This is a genomic window from Streptomyces sp. f51 (genome assembly GCF_037940415.1).
Taxonomy (GTDB): domain Bacteria; phylum Actinomycetota; class Actinomycetes; order Streptomycetales; family Streptomycetaceae; genus Streptomyces.
Genome location: NZ_CP149798.1, coordinates 6,141,160 through 6,155,723 on the forward strand (window position 1 = coordinate 6,141,160; position 14,564 = coordinate 6,155,723).

12 protein-coding genes are annotated in these 14,564 nt (G+C 73.7%); 6 read left to right on the forward strand and 6 right to left on the reverse strand.

What is annotated here, in order from left to right; genetic code table 11:
* Nucleotides 1-23: 23 nt before the first annotated feature.
* Nucleotides 24-1,499 carry an ATP-binding protein gene (locus WJM95_RS26630; protein ID WP_339132330.1) on the reverse strand — a complete coding sequence of 492 codons (1,476 nt, stop codon included), beginning with the start codon at nucleotides 1,497-1,499 and terminating at the stop codon, nucleotides 24-26.
* Nucleotides 1,492-2,169, reverse strand: a complete 678-nt coding sequence (locus WJM95_RS26635; protein WP_339132331.1) for a response regulator transcription factor — start codon at nucleotides 2,167-2,169, stop codon at nucleotides 1,492-1,494. The genes WJM95_RS26630 and WJM95_RS26635 overlap by 8 nt, the downstream gene beginning before the upstream one ends.
* Nucleotides 2,170-2,310: 141 nt before the next feature.
* On the opposite strand from WJM95_RS26635, the gene WJM95_RS26640 reads away from it, so the two are divergent.
* Nucleotides 2,311-2,895 (forward strand): hypothetical protein, encoded by a 585-nt coding sequence (locus tag WJM95_RS26640; protein WP_339132332.1) that lies wholly within the window; start codon nucleotides 2,311-2,313, stop codon nucleotides 2,893-2,895.
* A gap of 68 nt (nucleotides 2,896-2,963) precedes the next feature.
* On the opposite strand, the gene WJM95_RS26645 is transcribed toward WJM95_RS26640, so the two are convergent.
* On the reverse strand, nucleotides 2,964-3,935 hold the full coding sequence (locus tag WJM95_RS26645) for a M48 family metalloprotease (protein WP_339132333.1): 972 nt from the start codon (nucleotides 3,933-3,935) through the stop codon (nucleotides 2,964-2,966).
* 4 nt (nucleotides 3,936-3,939) lie between these two features.
* On the reverse strand, nucleotides 3,940-4,368 hold the full coding sequence (locus WJM95_RS26650; RefSeq protein ID WP_339132334.1) for a BlaI/MecI/CopY family transcriptional regulator: 429 nt from the start codon (nucleotides 4,366-4,368) through the stop codon (nucleotides 3,940-3,942).
* 141 nt (nucleotides 4,369-4,509) lie between these two features.
* Here WJM95_RS26650 and WJM95_RS26655 point away from each other — a divergent pair, with 141 nt between their 5' ends.
* From WJM95_RS26655 to WJM95_RS26675, 5 genes are all read left to right on the forward strand, one after another.
* Nucleotides 4,510-5,895: a glycosyltransferase gene (locus tag WJM95_RS26655; RefSeq protein WP_339132335.1), complete on the forward strand. Its 1,386-nt coding sequence runs from the start codon at nucleotides 4,510-4,512 to the stop codon at nucleotides 5,893-5,895.
* Nucleotides 5,896-6,080: 185 nt separating this feature from the next.
* The gene (locus WJM95_RS26660) at nucleotides 6,081-6,860 is read left to right on the forward strand and encodes a polysaccharide deacetylase family protein (RefSeq protein ID WP_339132336.1); all 780 of its coding nucleotides are present in this window, start codon (nucleotides 6,081-6,083) and stop codon (nucleotides 6,858-6,860) included.
* A 175-nt stretch (nucleotides 6,861-7,035) separates the two neighbouring features.
* Nucleotides 7,036-7,878, forward strand: coding sequence for a calcium-binding protein (locus WJM95_RS26665; protein ID WP_339132337.1), 843 nt, complete (start codon nucleotides 7,036-7,038; stop codon nucleotides 7,876-7,878).
* A gap of 50 nt (nucleotides 7,879-7,928) precedes the next feature.
* The gene (locus WJM95_RS26670; protein ID WP_339132338.1) at nucleotides 7,929-8,744 is read left to right on the forward strand and encodes an AIM24 family protein; all 816 of its coding nucleotides are present in this window, start codon (nucleotides 7,929-7,931) and stop codon (nucleotides 8,742-8,744) included.
* A gap of 121 nt (nucleotides 8,745-8,865) precedes the next feature.
* Complete coding sequence (locus tag WJM95_RS26675) at nucleotides 8,866-9,474, forward strand: dihydrofolate reductase family protein (RefSeq protein WP_339132339.1); 609 nt, start codon at nucleotides 8,866-8,868, stop codon at nucleotides 9,472-9,474.
* Between the two features lie 105 nt (nucleotides 9,475-9,579).
* On the opposite strand, the gene WJM95_RS26680 is transcribed toward WJM95_RS26675, so the two are convergent.
* Complete coding sequence (locus tag WJM95_RS26680; RefSeq protein ID WP_339132340.1) at nucleotides 9,580-11,208, reverse strand: S53 family peptidase; 1,629 nt, start codon at nucleotides 11,206-11,208, stop codon at nucleotides 9,580-9,582.
* A 120-nt stretch (nucleotides 11,209-11,328) separates the two neighbouring features.
* Nucleotides 11,329-14,334, reverse strand: a complete 3,006-nt coding sequence (locus WJM95_RS26685) for an AAA family ATPase (RefSeq protein WP_339132341.1) — start codon at nucleotides 14,332-14,334, stop codon at nucleotides 11,329-11,331.
* Between the last annotated feature and the right edge of the window lie 230 nt (nucleotides 14,335-14,564).

Genomic DNA, 14,564 nt, shown 5'->3' on the forward strand with positions numbered 1-14,564 from the left:
CCTGCCGTTCGTGCCGCCCGGCCTCAGTCCCGCGTGCCCGTCGTCAGGCGGGTGCGGAACGTGGTGCCCGTCGGGGTGTCGAGGACCGTGATCGTGCCGCCGTGGAGTGCGGCGATGTCCAGGGCTATGGGCAGGCCGAGGCCGGTGCCGCCGTCGTCGCGGCTGCGGGCGTCGTCGAGGCGGGCGAACCGTTCGAAGATCTTCTCCCGGTCGGCCGGGGCGATCGGGGAGCCGTCGTTGGTGACGTCCAGGACGGCGTCACCGCTCTCCGGGTCCCTCGACAGCCGTACGGCCACGGCGTGCCGGGCGTGGCGCTGGGCGTTGTCGAGGAGGTTGGTCAGCAGCCGGCCGATCCACAGGGTGTTGCCGGGGACGGTGATGTTGTCCGGGGTGTGCAGGGTGACCGGGTGGGGGTCGGTCGAACGGACCGCCACGGTGGTGCGGGCCAGTTCGGCGAGGTCGACGGGTTCGGTGGGCCGGCTCTGTCCTGTGGCGTCGAGCCGGGCGAGCAGCAGCAGGTCGGTGGAGAGCGCCTGGAGGCGCTCGGTGTCCTGGAGGGCGCCGGCCACCAGGGTGTCGCGGACCTCGGGATCGGGGTGGGTGAGCGCCACCTCCAGCTGGGTGCGCAGAACCGCGAGGGGGCTGCGCAGTTCGTGCGAGGCGTCGGCGATGAACTGGCGCTGCCGCGTACCCGCGGCCTCCAGCCGTTCGAGCATCGCGTTCATGGTGTCGGCGAGGCGGGCGATCTCGTCGTCCCCGCGCGGCGCGGGGACCCGGCGGTCCAGGCCGCGGTCCCCGATGGCGGCGACCTCGGCGCGGATGGCCTCGACCGGCCGCAGCGCGCGTCCGGTCGTACGCCAGGTCAGGGCGCCGACGGTGAACAGCAGCAGGGCGCTCAGGCCGGCGAGGGCCGCGGTCGTGGTGTCCTCGGCGGCGTCGGCGGTGCGCAGCGAGGCCCCGACGTGGATGGTGACAGGGCCCGCCGAGGTGGGGGTGGTGACCGTGGTGACGCGCTGGTGGCGCTCCTTGCCGAGGGCGTCGAGGTCGTACGTCCGATGGCCGTTGTGGGTGCCGGTGGGGGTGAGGGCGGGCCGGCCGGTGAGGTTCTGGCTCTGCGCGACGACGTTTCCGTGGTCGTCGACGACCTGGATGAAGTCGGTTCCCGGCCCGAGTGTCAGCGGCTGGGGCAGCCGTCCGTCGGCGGCCAGACGCGCGACGTCCTTGGCCTGCGCGAGGCCGCCGGTCTCCACGGTGCGTTCCAGGTTGCCGCGCAGCAGCATCAGGACGACGGCCGACGCGGCGACCATGACGACGGCGACGCTGGCACAGGCGGCGAGCGTGGTGCGGGTACGGACCGAGCGCGGTGCCAGCCGGCGGATCAGCGCGGCCGCCCGGGGGTGACCGGTCAGGCGGCGCAGCGCGGTATGGGTCCGGCGCCGTGTGGCGGCGACGGGCCCGGGGCGTCCCGACTCCCGGGGGGAGATGTCCGGCTCAGCCACCGTCGGCCGCCAGCCGGTATCCGGCGCCGCGGACGGTCTGCACCGCGGCCCGCCCGAACGGGGTGTCGATCTTGCGCCGCAGGGCGCTGACATGGACCTCGACGGTGTTGGGGTCGCTGTCCTGGCCGCTGTCCCACACCTCGTCCAGGATCTCGCGCTTGGACACGGCCTCCCCGGCCCGCCGGGCCAGGTGGTCGAGCACGGCGAACTCGCGCGGGGTGAGCGGGACGGACACGCCCCCGCGGGTGCAGGTGCGGGCGGCGGAGTCGACCACCAGGTCGCCGAGCACGGTGCGCCGCGGGGCCCGGCTGCCGATCCTGCGGGCCAGCGCCCGCAGGCGGGCGACGAGCACCACGAAGGAGAACGGCTTGGACAGGTAGTCGTCGGCGCCGGTGTCCAGCGCCTCGGCCTCGTCCCACTCGCCGTCCTTGGCGGTGAGCATGAGGATGCCGACGTTGCTGCCGGTGGCCCGCAGCCGCTGGCACACCCGGTAGCCGTTGAGGCCGGGCAGCATGATGTCGAGCACGACGACGTCGTAGGCGCGCTCGGTGGCCTTGGCGAGCCCGGCGAGGCCGTCGTGGGCGACGTCCACGCTGAAGCCCTCGGCGGTCAGGCCGTGCTGAAGCGCCAGGGCCAGCCGGCGCTCGTCTTCCACCACCAGTACACGCATGCTCCCAGGGTGGCAGGTCACCGGGTGTGCGAGGCGCCAAGCTGAAGGCGTCTTCAGGTCTTCAGGAAGTCTTCAGCACGTTCCGGCGATGCTGTGCCCGGACGACCGGGCACGGAGCCCGGCCCTTTCCAGGAGATCGGGGTGGGCGCAGTGAGCGAATCCATGGGCGGATCGCAGGAACAGCCGGACGAGGACGGTCCGGGTACGACGGTGACGAAGCCGGCCCGTCTGCGCCGGCTGCGCGGCCGCCGGGGGCGCTGGGCCGTGGCCGGTGCCGCGGCCGTGGTGGTGATCGGCGGTGGTGCGGCCGCGGCGGCGTTCCACCACCACGAGGAGGAGGGCCGCGGCGAGCGCAGGATGGTCTCCGCCGAGGGACCGGCGTGGTTCGACGGGGGCCGGGCGGACTCCGAGGGCCGTGACGGTCGCGACGGCCTGAAGCGGGAGCTGATCCGGGACGGCAAGGGCGGATCGCGGGGCGTGGACGGTCGTGAGCCGTCGGCCGGCGAGGCTCCGGCCCCGCTGCCCTCGCTCTCCGCGGCGGACGCCGTGGGCAAGGCGACCTCCGCCGTCAAGGACGGCAAGGTCGAGTCGCTGGCGCCGGTCACGGAGCAGGGCGGCGGCCGGGCCTGGCGGATCGTGGTCGTCGGACCCGACGGGGTGCGTCACGTGGTGACCGTCGACGGCACCGGCGGCACGGTGACCGGCAACACCGTCCTGGGCGGCTGAACGAGAACCCCGCGGCGGCGCGGCCCGGGCCGCGCCGCACAGGAACGGGTGGCCTCGGGCCGGCGTGCCTACGGCCCGCTGTCGTGACAGGCGCAGTGCGTCCCGGCCGGGTGCGGTGCGACGACCCGGCACTGGGCGCGTTGCGCGTCGTCGAGCAGTTCGTCGCTGTCGGCCGCGGCGTTGGCCAGGCCGGCGCAGCACAGGAGCAGCAGCAGCGCTCCGGCGGCGATGGGCAGCACCCGGCGGGGCGGGGGCGGTGCCAGCAGGGCCCGTACCCGCTGCGGTACGGCACCGCCGGTGGCGGCGAGTGCCCCGGTGGTGCCCGACGGGCGGGCCGAGGCCGCGAGTGCCGCGCGTCCGACCGCCCGGGCCACCACGGCGCGGTCGCCGACGCGGGTCGCGGCGTCCTCGTCGGCCCAGCGTTCCAGGGCGAAGCCGCCGGCCGCGGCGAGCGGCCGCAGCAACGGGTTGGCGGCGGCCGTGAGGTGCCACAGGGTCTGGAAGTGGTGGTGGCGGTGGAGCAGATGGGCCCTCTCGTGGGCCAGCAGGGCCTCGCGTTCGGCGGGGGCGAGGCACTGGAGCATGCCGCGCGAGACGACGATCCGGCCGGGCGATCCGGGAAGGGCGAAGGCCTGCGGTCTGTCGTCGTCGATGACGGACAGCTCGCTGTCGCCGGTCATCGCGGCGCATTCGCGCCGTGCCCACAGGATCTGACGGGTGCGTCGTACGGCCGCGCGTCCCAGGGCGACGAGCTGGGCCGTCAGGACGAGGGCGCTGAGCACCGCGACCGTGAGGTGGACCGGGTCCTCGGCCCGCAGCGTGGGTACGGACCAGCGTCCCGCCTCCGCCACCTCGGGGATCTGGGCGACGCCGGTGAACGCGAGCAGCGCCATCGAGCCCATCCAGCCCACCGTCGTGACCGACGCGGCGCAGGCGAGTGCCCGGACAGCGGGGCGAGGAGCGAGCAGGCGGGCCACCGGGGGCGCGAGCACGGTCAGAACGGCGGTGACGACGAGCGGAACGTACACGCTGATCAGCACCGGCTCACTTCCCGCCGTCGACGTGGCCGCGGCGGCCCTGGTGCCCTTCGTGCGCGGACAGCAGTTCGTGCAGCAATTGCTCGTCCTGGTCGGACAGTTCGGATACGAAACGGCTCAGCACCGCCTCGCGGTCGGAGCCCTCGTCCAGCAGTGAGCGCATTTGCCGCGCCGTGTGCGAGGCCTCGTCGCGCACCGCCGCGTAGGCGTATCCGCGGCCCTCGGGCCGCCGGACGAGCATGCCCTTGTCGTACAGCCGGGACAGGATCGTCAGGACGGTCGTGTAGGCCAGTCCGGCCGGCAGCCGCTGGAGCACCTGACGGGCGGTCAAGGGGTGGTCCGCCGACCAGAGAGCGGCGAGTACGGAGCCCTCGAGTTCGCCGCGGGCGCGCCTGCCGGCCGTACCGGAGGCTCCCTCGCTCCTGGGTTCCTTCACTGTTCGCCCTTCCGACGCCGTGCCTTCGGGCAAGGCTACCCCGGTGACCTACTACTAGTTGTAGGAGGTATGCTCCGGTCTCGATCTCGGCCTACTACATCGTGTAGTTGCTCGGTCTCCCACCTACGCAGAGGACAGCCCATGGCCAACGGCGGACGAGCGCACCTGACACCAGCGGGCACAGGTCTGCCCCCTGGACGGGTGCCGGCGGCCCACCCGGACCGCGTCGCGATCGTCTCGGCGAGCGTCGGCGCGGGCCACGACGGCGCCGCCGCCGAACTCCAGCGCCGCCTGACGGCCGAGGGGATCGCCGTCGACCGGTACGACCTGCTCGACCTCCTGCCCGCCCGCCTCGGCCGGACCGCCAGGGACGCCTATCACCTGATGCTCGACCGCGCCCCCTGGCTCTACCAGCGGATCTACTCCAGCACCGAGAGCTCCGGAGGCGGCGGCCGCGGCGCCCGCGCCCTGCTGAGGTCCGCCGAGAACCGCGTCCTGAAGGCCCTGCACCCGGGGACCGGCGCCGTCGTGTCGACCTACCCGGGCGCCAGCCGCGTCCTGGGGAACCTCCGGCTCGACGGGCGCCTGGGCGTCCCCGTACTCACCTATCTCACCGACTTCTCCGTGCACCCCCTGTGGGTGGCGGACGGCGTGGACGTCCATCTCGCCGCCCACGCCGTACCCGCTGCGCAGGCGCGGGCCGCGGGAGCCGGGGACGTCCGTGTCCGCGGACCCGTCGCCGACCCCCGCTTCCGCCCCTGCGACCCGCGGGAGCGTCTGCTCGCGCGGGAGAGGTTCGGGCTGCCCGCCACCGCCCCGCTCGCGCTCCTGGTGGCCGGATCCTGGGGAGTCGGCCCCGTCCGGCAGGTCGCCAAGGAACTCCGGGACTGCGGCGCCGTCGTCCCGGTGGTCGTGTGCGGCCGCAACCAGGCCCTGGCCGCGCGGTTGCGCGCCGACGGGATCGAGCACGTCCACGGCTGGGTCGACGACATGCCCGCACTGATGCACGCGGCCGACGTCCTCGTGCAGAACGCGGGCGGACTCACCACCCTCGAAGCGTTCTCCGCCGGTCTGCCCGTGGCCAGTTACGGCTGCATACCCGGCCATGGCCTGACCAACGCCGACGCCCTCGACGAAGCCGGTGTCGCGGTCTGGATCCGCCACCGGACCCAACTCAAGGACGTACTCAACGACTTGGTCAACGGACCGCTCGGGGCGCGGCAACGCGCCGCGGGACTGGCGCTGTTCGCGGACTCGCCGGACCGCGGCCCGGCGGGGGAGACTCTGCGCGTGCTGCGCTCCCGGCGGTCGCCCGTGCCGACGCAGCCCACCGGACGGCGACGCCTGCGGGCCCGACGGCTGGCCACCACGACCACCGTGGCCTGCGCGGTGTGGGCGGCCGCCGTCGCCACCGGGGTCGCCACCAGCTACGAGGGCCCCACGCTGGTGCACTCGCTGAGCCGGCACCTCGACCTGGACCTCGTCTCCAGCGTTGCCGGTCACGGTCCGGAAGGACACCACTCATGACGCGACCGCCGATGCCGGGCCCGCTCGTGACGCGACCCCTCATCCCGCGACCCCTCGGGACGCGGCCTCTCGTGAGGCAACCCCGCATCCCGCAACCCCTCATCCCGCAACCTCGCATCCCGCAATCCCTCATCCCGCGACCGCTCGGGACGCGACCGCTCGGGACGGCGTCCCTGCTCACGGCCGTGGCCGCAGCCGTTCCCGCCGCTCTGGCGGCCGCCCACTGCGCGCCGGTCCTCTCCACGTTCGGGCCCCTGCGCAACCGCGTGATGCCCCGCCTCGCCGGAAAGGGCCGCCCGGATCACGTGGCCCTCACCTTCGACGACGGCCCCGACCCCACGTCCACGCCGGAGTTCCTGCGCCTCCTCGCCGCGAGGCGGGTACGGGCCACCTTCTTCCTGCTCGGCAGCCAGGCGCAGCGCTCACCCGGACTGGTCCGCGAGATCGCGGCGGCGGGCCACGAGATCGCCGTGCACGGCTGGGCGCACCGCCCGCTGCTGCTGCGCGGCCCGCGCGCGACCCACACCGACCTGGCCCGCGCGCGCGACACCGTCGCCGAGATCACGGGCACCACGCCCACACTGTTCCGGCCCCCGTACGGCGTCATGTCAGGCTCGGCCCACCTGGCCGCCCGCCGCCTGGGACTCACGCCGGTCCTCTGGACCTGCTGGGGCGAGGACTGGACCGCGAGGGCCACCCCGGAATCGGTCCACCGCACCGTCGTCACCGACCTGTACGGCGGAGGCACCGTGCTGCTGCACGACTCGGACTGCACCTCCGCGCCGGGTGCGTGGCGCTCCGCCCTGGGCGCCCTTCCGCGCATTCTCGACACGTGCGAGGAACGGGGGTACGAGGTCGGTCCGCTCCGCGACCACGGATTCCCGCCTCCCCGCCGGGCACCGCTCGGACCGTCAGCCGGCCCCGCAGCGCCGCCTGCGGCAGCGTCGCCCGCCGGTCGGCCGTGATCAGTTCGGCCACACGTGCGTGCACCACGGGTTAAGGGCAGGGAAAGCGAGGCCGTCCGTCGGGAACGAAGCGAATTCCCGTACAACCTCCGTCCCGGCGGCCGGGTCCCACCGCGTGAACCGGGAACGACGTTCCCGGTCACCGATTCCCCATGTCCCGAAGGGCTGTTTCCGCATGCGCACCTTAAAGACCGTCGCCTCCACCGTCTCCCTCGCTCTCGCCCTCGGCGGAGGCGTGTTCGCGGCCGCCACCGCCCGGGCCGCCACGGCGGGCACGGTCTCGCTCACCCGTACCACCTGGGGCGAATTCCGCTACAAGGCCGCCGCCGGACAGACCAACCGTCTGAAGGTCACCGCGAAGGAAGTCGACGTCGACTCCGAGGACTACGACGAAATACACATCACGTTCCGTGACGTGTACGACATCGCCTTCTCCACGCGTGCCTGCCGCTATCCGTCGGCGGCCGACCACAAAGTCGTCGAGTGCGTGACCGAGGCCGGCGTGGGCGGCACCAACGACTCGGACGACTACGACGTCGACCTCGGCGACGGCAGCGACACCGCGACGGTGACCGGCCCGACGCTGGAGACCGTCCACGGCGGCAAGGGCAACGACGTCCTCAAGGGCGACTCCGGGGCCGTGCTGTACGGGGACGACGGCAACGACCGGCTCGACGGCGGCGGGGGCGTCTACGGCACGGGCGCGTCCGGCGGAGCGGGCGACGACACGCTCACCGGCTGCGACGACGGCACCTGCCACGGCGGACCCGGCGACGACGTCCTCGTCGGCACCGCCTCGGGCCAGGAACTCGGCCTCTACGGAGACGACGGAGACGACGTCGTCCACGGCGGCTCCGGTGCCGACCTCCTCTCCGGCGGCCGGGGCGACGACAAGCTGTACGGCGACGCGGGCGACGACAGGATCTACGGCAACAGCGGCGACGACCTGCTGCACGGCGGCACCGGCAGGGACACGCTCTCCGGCGGCCCGGGCGCCGACAGGGTCCACCAGAACTAGCTCACTTCGCCGGCCGGAACTCTTTGCTCCGCCTCCCGCGTTCTCACGGCGTGACTCTTCAGCAAGAAATCGTCGGCAACGCCATGCAGATGGCCGTCGTCAACCTGCGCCCCGGTCAGACCGTGTACTGCGAGGCGGGAAAGTTCCTGTTCAAGACGACCAACGTGACCATGGAGACGCGGCTCTCCGGGCCGTCGGGCGGCGGTGGCGGCGGGCAGCCGAGCGGGGGCGGCGGCATGGGCGGCATGCTGCGCCAGGCCGTCGGCACCGCCATGCAGGCGGGCCAGCGCGCCCTCGCGGGCGAGTCGCTGGCCTTCCAGTACTTCACGTCCACGGGAGGCGAGGGCACGGTCGGCTTCGCGGGCGTGCTGCCCGGTGAGATGCGCGCCCTGGAGCTCGACGGGACGCGCGCGTGGTTCGCCGAGAAGGACGCCTTCGTGGCGGCCGAGTCGACCGTCCTGTTCGGCATCGCCTTCCAGGGCGGCCGGACCGGACGCAGCGGCGGCGAGGGTTTCGTCCTGGAGAAGTTCACCGGCCACGGCACGGTGATCATCGCCGGCGCGGGCAACTTCATCGACCTGAACCCCGCCGACTTCGGCGGCCGCATCGAGGTCGACACGGGCTGCGTCGTCGCCTTCGAGGAGGGCATCCAGTACGGCGTCCAGCGCATCGGCGGCCTCAACCGCCAGGGGCTGATGAACGCCGTCTTCGGCGGCGAGGGCCTGTCGCTGGCCACCCTGGAGGGCAACGGACGGGTGATCCTCCAGTCCCTCACCATCGAGAGCCTCGCCAACGCCCTCAGAAAGGCCCAGGGCGGCGACAAGCAGGGCCCGACGGGCGGACTGTTCTCGACCGACGCGGGGTGAGCCGGGCGCCTGCCCCGCGGAGCGCATCGGGAAGGCCCTGACACGGGACCGATGAGTTGCGGGCGCCGACGGGGTCTGCCCTGATGTCAGCAGACCCCACCGCAAGGAAGCAGGCATCGCCATGGGCAAGCTCACCCTCACCGCGTTCGTCAGCATCGACGGAGTCCACCAGGCGCCGGGCGGTCCCGAGGAGGACACCGGCGGCGGCTTCGACCAGGGCGGCTGGAGCGTTCCCTTCGGTGACGAGGACTTCGGGAACTTCGTCGTCGACAACTTCTCCCGCGTCGACGCGTTCCTGCTGGGCCGGCACACGTACGAGATCTTCGCGGGCTACTGGCCGAAGATGACCGACCCGGCCGACCCGATCGCCTCCAAGCTGAACGCCCTGCCCAAGTACGTCGTCTCCTCGACCCTCACGGACCCCGCCTGGGAGGGCACCACCGTGATCACCGGCGACCTCGGCAAGGAGGTCACCGCCCTCAAGGAACGCACCGAGGGCGAGCTCCAGATCCACGGCAGCGCCCTCCTCGCCCAGTCCCTGCTCGCGCTCGGCCTGATCGACACCCTGCACCTGATGACCTTCCCGGTCGTGCTCGGCGCGGGCCGCCGCCTCTTCGCCGAGGGCGCCCTGCCCACCGCGTTCCGGCGTACCGGCGGCACGATCACCGGTTCGGGGATCGCGGTCAACACGTACGAGCGCGAAGGCCGTCCCACCTACGGCAGTTACTAGCGGTACGAGCCTGGTGCCCGCGGCGACGCGGCGCGGACGGGGAGTTATCCCGGCCCGCGCCGCGCCCGCCGGTCCTCGGCCGCCGAGGGGCAGCCTCCGGAACCGTCAGCCGAGCAGCTTGCCCGCCAGGGTCGTGGCGTTGTACGAGCCCCATCCGCTGGTGAAGTCCCAGCCGGCGGCGGCGGAGTAGGCGCCGTTGCTGCCGCTGGTGACGTCGTGGAAGCCGGTGCCGCTCGCCGTGTAGAGGGCGGGGTTGGCGAAGCCGAGGTTGGCCTTGCCGGCCGCCGCGGCCTGCTGGTTGTACAGCGCGGCGAACGCGGCCCACTCGGGCGCGGCGGCGCTGGTGCCGCCGACCGAGGTCCAGGAACCCTGCGAGTAGACCGAGACACCGGGGCTCGGGTTGGCGTGGGCCGAGACGTCCGGCACCTGGCGGAAGCCGCCGCCGGCGCTCTTCTGCACCGCCGTCTGCCAGTTCGGGATCTTGAAGACGGAGGACTTGCCGCCGCCGCCACCGGACCAGGCCACCTCCTTGCTCCAGGTGTTGGACGAGGTGACGGTCAGCTTGGTGCCGCCGACGCCGGTGACGTACGGGTCGCTGGCCGGGTAGTCGACGGCGGTGGTGCCGTTGCCCGCGTCGTCGGAGCCGTCGTCGCCGGAGGCCGCGTAGAAGCCGAGGCCCTGGGCGGCGCCCGCCTTGAAGACGGCGTCGACGGCGTTGATGTTGGACGTCGTGCGCGCGCTCTCGGCGGCGCCCCAGCTGATCGAGGTGGTCGGGATCCCGCTGTCGACGATGGCCTGGTAGGTGTCGACCTCACCGGCGTCGGAGTTGGGGCCCTCGAAGACGGTGACGTTCGCCTTGGGCGCGATCGCGTGCAGGACCTCGATGTCCAGCTCGACCTCGACCTGGCCGTCGCCGAGCGCGCCCGAGCCGCCGTCCACCTTCTGCACCACCGGGGTGGGGGAGCCCAGGCTGTAATTGGTGTCGTACTTGGTGATGTTGGACTGCTGGAACCCGTCGAACTCGATCAGCGCGATCTTCTGGCCGCTGCCGGTGTACGTACCGGAGACGTTGTAGCCGCCCTTGAGCTGGGCCGGGGTGTAGCCGCCGCCGGGGCCGTTGTGGGGGGTCACGGTGGAGGGAGCCTGGTGGTGCAGCTGTGCGCGGTTGTTGAGTCCGGCCACGTCGCTGACGAGGGAGGCGACGGCCGCCGGCAGGGTCGGAGCCGCGTCGTTGGCGTAGAACGAGCGCCCCGAGGCCGCGTCCTTCCAGGTCGACAGCTTCGTACCGAAGGCCTTCTCCAGTTGGGCGGCGGTGCCGCTCGCGTCGACCAGCAGGTTCCCCGAGTGGACGGCGGTGACGGTGAGCCCCTGTGAGCGCAGGTAGTCCTTGAGCCGCTTGACCTCGGCGTCGGTCCGGCCGAAACGGGCGGCGAACTGACGCTTGGTCAGATAGTGGCCGTAGGAACTCGACCGGGGGTCGCTGACCTTGGCGACGAAGGTGTCAAGTGCCTTCGCGCTTCTGGGAGTCAGGCTGATCGCCACCGATATCCGCTTTCCGGCGGCGACCTTGCCGGTGCGGGTCGCGTGGCCGCTCAGGCCCTTCAGGACATCTCCGGTGACGGCGGCGCGGGCCTGGTGCGGCTCGGGGGCGGCCACGGCGTGGGCGGCGGGGACGGCGGCGGCGAGCAGAGCCGGCGCGGCGACCAGGCCGACCAGTTTCAGGCGTGACTTCACTGAGGTCCTCCGGAGAGTGGGGGTGGTGTCCCGAAGTGGAACTGCTTCAACGTAGGAACATCAGCCCCGTCCGCGTAAGCGGGGGAACCCTTGCTTCACGTGTTAACTGCTGATGTCACGTCAACGGCGTGTGTCGAACACGCGGGGAATCCGCGCACCGACAGGCTGACTGATCGTCACATTCTGCTCCGGTGGCCGCACTTGATCGTCCTCACCGGAATCCACCGCCGCCCCCGACGCGATGACGGCGGCCGCCATCGCGTGCGCGAGCGCGGTGCGTGAGCGGACGCCGAACTTGCGGTAGACCCGCGACAGGGCGCCTTCCACCGTCTTGACGCTGATGAACAGCTCCGCCGCGACTTCCCTGTTGGTCGCCCCGCCGCCGACCAGACCTGCGATCCTGGCCTCCGTGGGCGTGAGTTCGGGCCCCTCCGCGCCCGCCTCTCCTCTCCGGTCCCCGGCTTCCAGCCGCGCCAGCTCGTCCCTGGCCCGCGCCGCGAGCGGAGCCGCGCCGATGCGGGTGGCGGTCTCCAGCGCCTCCCCGAGGGCCTCCCGCGCCGCGTTCCTGCGGCGCCCGCGACGCTCGACCGCGCCGAGCGCGATCAGGGTGCGCACCAGTTCCACGGGCAGCGGGAGCGGGCGCAGCAGGTCCACGGCGGCACGCAGCCGTACCGCCCCCTCCTTCGCCCGCCCGAGCCCCGCCTCACGCAGTCCCTCCGCGCGTTCGAGAGCCGCGAGGACGCTCCCCGGCGCGTCGCCGGACACGCGCGTGCGCGCCTCGCCGAGCACCGCTCCGGCCGCGTCGGACTCGCCGAGGACGACCAGGGCTTCGGCCAGATCGCCGTACCAGCGCAGCAGCGGCGGGTCGGCCGCCGACATGGCCTCGCCGAGTTCCTTGACGCGTTGCAGGGCCTCGACCGCGGCGGCCGCTCCGTGCGGATCGCCGGGAAGCAGCCGGGCCTGTCCGAGCACCGCCAGCGCGCGCAGCAGGAACAGCCGGTCCCCGTCCGACTCCGAGGCCCGTACCGCCTGTTCGGCCAGACGCCGCGCCTCCTCGACAGTGCCGCCCGCGGTGGCCGCGAGCGCCGCTGCGTACAGCGTCGGAGCCGCCTGTACGCCCGTCTCGGCCAGGGCGCGCGAGCAGCGGGCGGCCGTGCGCAAGGCCTCACGGCAGTGCCCGGAGCGCACCTGGATCCGGGTCAGCGCCACCAGCGTCGCCATGACCTCCTCGACCCCCGCGAACTCGCCTATGTCCGCGAGGAGTTCGGTGACCTGGTGGCCGGCCTCGGTCACCTTGTCGGAGTCCAGGGCGAGGATCGCCCGCATCCGGATCAGTCCCCAGCTCTCCGGGCCGGCGTCGGCGCCGCCGACCAGGGCGAGCGCCTCCTCCAGCGCGGCGCCTGCGGCGGCCGGCTCCCCGGCCAGGGACCGTACCCGGGCGAGGGTCGCGAGCGCCCCGATCCGGGTGTCCGTGTCTCCGGCCGTGGCCGCCTGCCGGGCCGCGCGCCGGGCGAACCGGGCCGCGTCCTCCAGCTCCCCGCACAACAGACCGCGCAGCGCGGCCCAGTGGTGCATCCACGCCTGCGCCTCCGGATCGCCCTCGGCGTCCCGGAGGCCCTCCTTGATCAGGTCCTGCGCGCCTTCCAGCGCCTGCCCGGCGTTGCGCAGCAGGACCAGCCGGGCCCGCACCCGCCGGCGCGGTGAACCCGACGTGGCGAGGACGGTCCGGGCCACCTCGCCGGCCTCCTCCAGCCGGCCGGCGTCGCAGGCGTACCCGGCCGCGGCCAGCAGCCGTTCACCGCGGTCCGCCGGGTGGTCGCCCGGGGTGCGCCGGGCGGCGAACCCGGCCAGTTCGAAGGCGGCGTCGGGCGCGCCGTCGCGGCGGGCGTACTCGGCCGCGGACATCAGCGCCCGGGCGACGGTCTCGTCCTCGTGCGGGTGGGCGAGGGCGAGATGGCGGGCCTGTTCCACGGGTTCGGTGACCGCGCGGGCCAGCAGCGCGTGCGCCTCCCGGCGGCGGTGCTCCGGGGCGTCCGCGTAGACGGCGGCCCGGAGCACGGGATGCCGGAAGCGTACGGTGCCGTCGGCGTCGACCGCCGTGACACCCGACCGGTCGGTGTACGCGAGGGTCGCGGCGGGGTCCGCGGGGTCCGCGAGGTCCGCGAGGTCCGCGGCCGGGTCCGTGGGGTCCGGGGCTGTGTGCGCGGAGAGGTCCGTGGCGGTGGCGGTGGCGGGTGCGGTGGCGGGTGCGGGGGCTTGGAGACCGGCGGTGCGCAGCAGCGTGAGGCTGGGGTGGGCGGCGGCGCTCGCGACGAGGAGGGTGTGCCGCGCCGCCTCCGGCAGCGTGCGCACCTGCTCCAGCAGCAGGGCACGCAGCCCCCGGGGTACGGGCAGTGCCCAACCGGAGCCGACGGGTGCTCCCTCGCGCAGTGCCTCCCGCGCCAGCTCCGACGCGTACCACGGGTTCCCGGCGGCCGCCTCCTGAACGGCCCGCAGCAGTGCCGGCGGCAGGGCCTGCCCGAAGCCGGCGCGCACGAGGTGGGCCACCTCGTCGTCCGTCAGCGGGGGCACGGGAAGCGCGACCGTGCCCGGCGGGCAGCAACGCAGCCGTTCGGGCTGCTCGCCGTCGGCCACCCGCTCCGTCGCCACGCACCGTACGTCGCTGTTTTCTATGCGGCGTGCGACGAAGGCGAGCACCTCGGCGCTGGGCCCGTCGAGCCACTGGAGGCCGTCGACGACCAGCAGGACCGGTCCGGTGGCGGCCAGGGTCCGCAGCACTTCGAGGACGCCCACGCGCACCGCGAGACTGCTCCGGTCGTCGGCCGGCTCACGGCCGCGCATCAGCGCCGCCCGCAGGGCCGTCCGGGGCTCGGGCGCCAGGGTCTCCAGGCAGCTGTCCGGCACGCGCGCGAACAGGTCGATGAGGCCGAGGAAGGGGAACCGGGCGTCCTCCCGCTCGGGCGAGCAGGAGAGCACCGTGGCCGGCCGCTCGCGTGTGACCGAGGACGCCATGAGGGAGGCCACGAGCGTGGACTTGCCGATCCCCGGGGGACCGTGGAGGAGCACCCCGGGACGGGCGGCCAACTCGGTTCGGGCGGTGTCGAGCAGTTCGCGGCGCCCGGTCAACGACCGTGCTTCCGTGGCAGCCGCCCGCCCCGCGACCAGGCGGCGGCACCGGTAGTCCTCACGCGTGCGGCACCCGGGTACGGGTTGGGTGGGGCGCCGAGCGCGGGGCCGGGGGCTCGGTGGGCACGGTGGGTCCCCAGGCGTCGCGGTGGCATGTGTTCATGACATCCGTTGCGGATTCGGCTTGTCAATGACGTCCGTCACGCGGTCGGTTGGAGCCGCGAGACCTC

What these genes read in the sequence shown, in the direction of transcription:
- WJM95_RS26675 (WP_339132339.1), top strand. Translation starts at nt 8,866, where the DNA reads ATGGGCAAGCTCACCCTCACCGCGTTCGTCAGCATCGACGGAGTCCAC.
- WJM95_RS26655 (WP_339132335.1), top strand. Translation starts at nt 4,510, where the DNA reads ATGGCCAACGGCGGACGAGCGCACCTGACACCAGCGGGCACAGGTCTG.
- WJM95_RS26665 (WP_339132337.1), top strand. Translation starts at nt 7,036, where the DNA reads ATGCGCACCTTAAAGACCGTCGCCTCCACCGTCTCCCTCGCTCTCGCC.
- WJM95_RS26635 (WP_339132331.1), bottom strand. Translation starts at nt 2,169, where the DNA reads ATGCGTGTACTGGTGGTGGAAGACGAGCGCCGGCTGGCCCTGGCGCTT.